The 3,091-nt window shown below is 38.1% G+C and carries 2 protein-coding genes; both read left to right on the top strand.

The window, feature by feature from the left end; all coding sequences use genetic code 11:
* Window positions 1-2,065, top strand: a 2,065-nt coding sequence (locus tag Q0F90_RS08485) for an insulinase family protein (protein ID WP_296004745.1), incomplete at its 5' end; no start/stop codon positions are given.
* 79 nt (window positions 2,066-2,144) lie between these two features.
* The coding region (gene gluQRS / locus Q0F90_RS08480) for a tRNA glutamyl-Q(34) synthetase GluQRS (RefSeq protein ID WP_296004743.1) at window positions 2,145-3,091 on the top strand (947 nt) is incomplete at its 3' end.

Below are 3,091 nucleotides of genomic sequence, written 5' to 3'. Positions count from 1 at the left end.
CAATCGTACCTTGCATTCCTTTGCTTATGTATTGCCAAGTGTTACACCTGAGCATAGCTTAGCCTTTGAGGTTTTAACGCATGCTTTATTAACGTCTCCAGCGGCACCTTTAAAACAGGCTTTGGTAAAAGCAGGTATTGGTTCTGACGTAAGTGGCTATTATTTAGATAGCATTCGCCAACCTATATGGACTGTACAAGCAACAGGCTCCAATCTAGATAAACAAGCTGATTTGCAACGTATTGTAGAATCTACATTGCAAGAGCTTTGTGATAAAGGTTTAGATAAAGAATTATTAGAAGCTTCCTTGAATAGCATTGAGTTTGCTCTCCGTGAAAGCGACTTTGGTGGCCGTCCAATCGGTCTCGCTTATGTTATCCGCATGATGGATAACTGGTTATATGATAATGATCCACTTGAGCTTTTACACTATGAAGAAGCGCTAGTAAATATTCGCAAGGGCTTATCTGGTACATATTTTGAAGATTTGATTCGTCAATCTATCTTGAATAACAATCACAAAGTGCTTGTATCTATCTATCCTGAACGTGGCCTTCAAGAGCGTAAAGATGCAGAGGTTAAAGAACATTTAGCTGCTGTAAAAGCGAATATGACTAAAGAGGAGATTGATGCGATTGTAGAACAAACGAAACGACTTAAAATCCGTCAAGAAACTCCAGATAGTGAAGAGGCGTTAGCATCGATTCCATTGCTTGACTTATCTGATTTAAATCCTAATATTGAAGCTGTAGAACGCCGTGAAAGTAAGATTGGTAATACGAAAGTACATTTTGTGCCAACTTTCACAAAAGGCATTAACTATGTAGGTCTATATTTTAACTTGAGTTGTCTCACAGAAGATGAATTGTTCTATGCAGATATTTTAAGCGATATTCTCGGTCGTATTGATACATTTGAACGGGGCTATGAAGCATTGGCTAAAGATATCAATATGAATCTTGGTGGTTTAAGCTCTGATATTACAGCAATCAGCAAAGATGGTAAACGTGATGAATTTACACCGCTTATGATTGTACGTGCTAAATCATTACATTCTAAATTGCCTGATTTGTGTCGATTGATTAATGAAGTAGTACAAAAAGCAGATTATAGCGATGATTGCCGTTTGACTGAGCTTGTGCAAGAGAGCAAAGCTATTTGGGATAATGAAGCATTCCGTCGTGGCAACTCCATTGTAAGTCAACGCGTTATGGCACAAGTATCTGCAGTTGGTAAATTTAGAGACAATGGGAACTTTGGTTACTATCAAAAGATTAGCGAATTAGCGTCTAATCCAGCAGCATTGCCATTGTTACCAGAAAAACTAGCTGATGTAGCTCGTAAGATTTTCCGTGCTAACAATGTGGATATCATGTTTGTTGGTGAAGAAGGCGAATTAGAGGCTTTTGAAAACCTAATGAAACCATTGGTGGAAACTTGGGATACTACTGAGTTAAGCAATGATGCATTACAAATTACTCGACTTTCCGGTAATGACGGTATCGTTACAGCTGGTAAGGTGCAATACGTAGCTCAAGGTGGTAACTTTGTCGATCACGGATTTAAACATATTGGTCCAATGAGTGTGCTAGAAACTATCTTGCGTTATGAATATCTTTGGATTCGCATTCGTGTGCAAGGTGGTGCCTACGGTGCCTTTGCCAATTTCTATGACGATGGTAATATGATTTTCTGTAGCTATCGCGATCCAAATTTGGTAGAAACCTTAAATGTGTACAAAGAGTTACCTCAATACCTTCGTGATTTTACTTTAACTGACCGTGAAATGCGTAAATATATTATTGGTACGATGAGCTCCTTAGACTTACCTATGACTCCAGCATTGCGTGGTCCACGTGCAATGGGCATGTACTTTAGTGGTGCTAAACTAGAGGACAAAGTAGAGTTCCGTAAACAAGTTATCGCTTGTAAACCAGAGGATATTGTTGCTTTAGCAGATGTAGTTGAACCTGTATTAAAGGATAATCATATTTGTACTATGGGTAACGAACAAAAAATTAAAGACGCTGGTAATGTATTCGATAATATCATTTCTTTAGGTTAATTATTTAACATAATATAGTGGCATATTCTGTTTGATTGTACAGAGTATGCCACTTGTTTTGTAATGTAGGAGGGCTAGTATGAAAGGTCGGTTTGCACCAAGCCCGACAGGATATATTCATCTTGGCAATGTGTGGATTGCCCTGTTATCATATATTTCTACACGGCAACAAAAGGGTACTTATGTTGTGAGAATGGAGGATATAGATCTTCAACGTTCTAAACGAGAATTAGGGGAAGCACTCTTAGATGATTTAGAATGGCTTGGCTTTGAATGGGATGAAGGTCCGCGTATTGGTGGGCCAGAATCAACATATTGGCAAAGTGAACGGCAAGATTACTATGCTAATATATTAGAATGTCTTGCATTAGAAAAACTAATTTATCCTTGCTTTTGTAATCGTGCCAGATTACAGTCTATTGCTTCAGCTCCTCATGCGGGAGACATTGTTCATCGATATGATGGACATTGTCGCCATTTAGATGAGGAAAAGGTGAAACTGCTTTTGGCCGAAAAGGATCCTTCGATGCGCTTATCTATAGATTATTGTGATATAGAGTTTATAGATCGTTGGCAAGGCGTTCAACATATTCACTTAGAAGGTGAGTTAGACGATTATGTATTACGTCGTGGTGATGGTATGTATGCCTATAATTTAGCCGTTGTACTAGACGATATTGCAATGGGAATCACGGAGGTCATTCGCGGAGATGATTTGCTAGACACTACAGGGCAGCAAATATATTTATATAAAATATTACAACAATGTTTACACTCTAAAGATATAATGGTACCGTCTTACGGTCATGCACCGCTCTTAATTGATTCTGAAGGTCATAGATTGTCAAAACGGCAAAAGAGTATTACTGTTCGGGAATTACGAGATAATCAATGGTCTGCTAATAGAATTTTAGGCGAGTTAGCTATTGCAGGTGGACTTGTTAAAGCCGATACATTAAATAATCGAGAAATCAGTATTTCTGAATTAATTGAGATTGATTTAAATTTGCCTAGTCTAAGCCAAAA

The organism is uncultured Veillonella sp. (assembly GCF_934190855.1).
In the GTDB taxonomy this organism is placed as follows: domain Bacteria; phylum Bacillota; class Negativicutes; order Veillonellales; family Veillonellaceae; genus Veillonella.
This window is presented reverse-complemented; position numbering and strand designations above follow the sequence as displayed.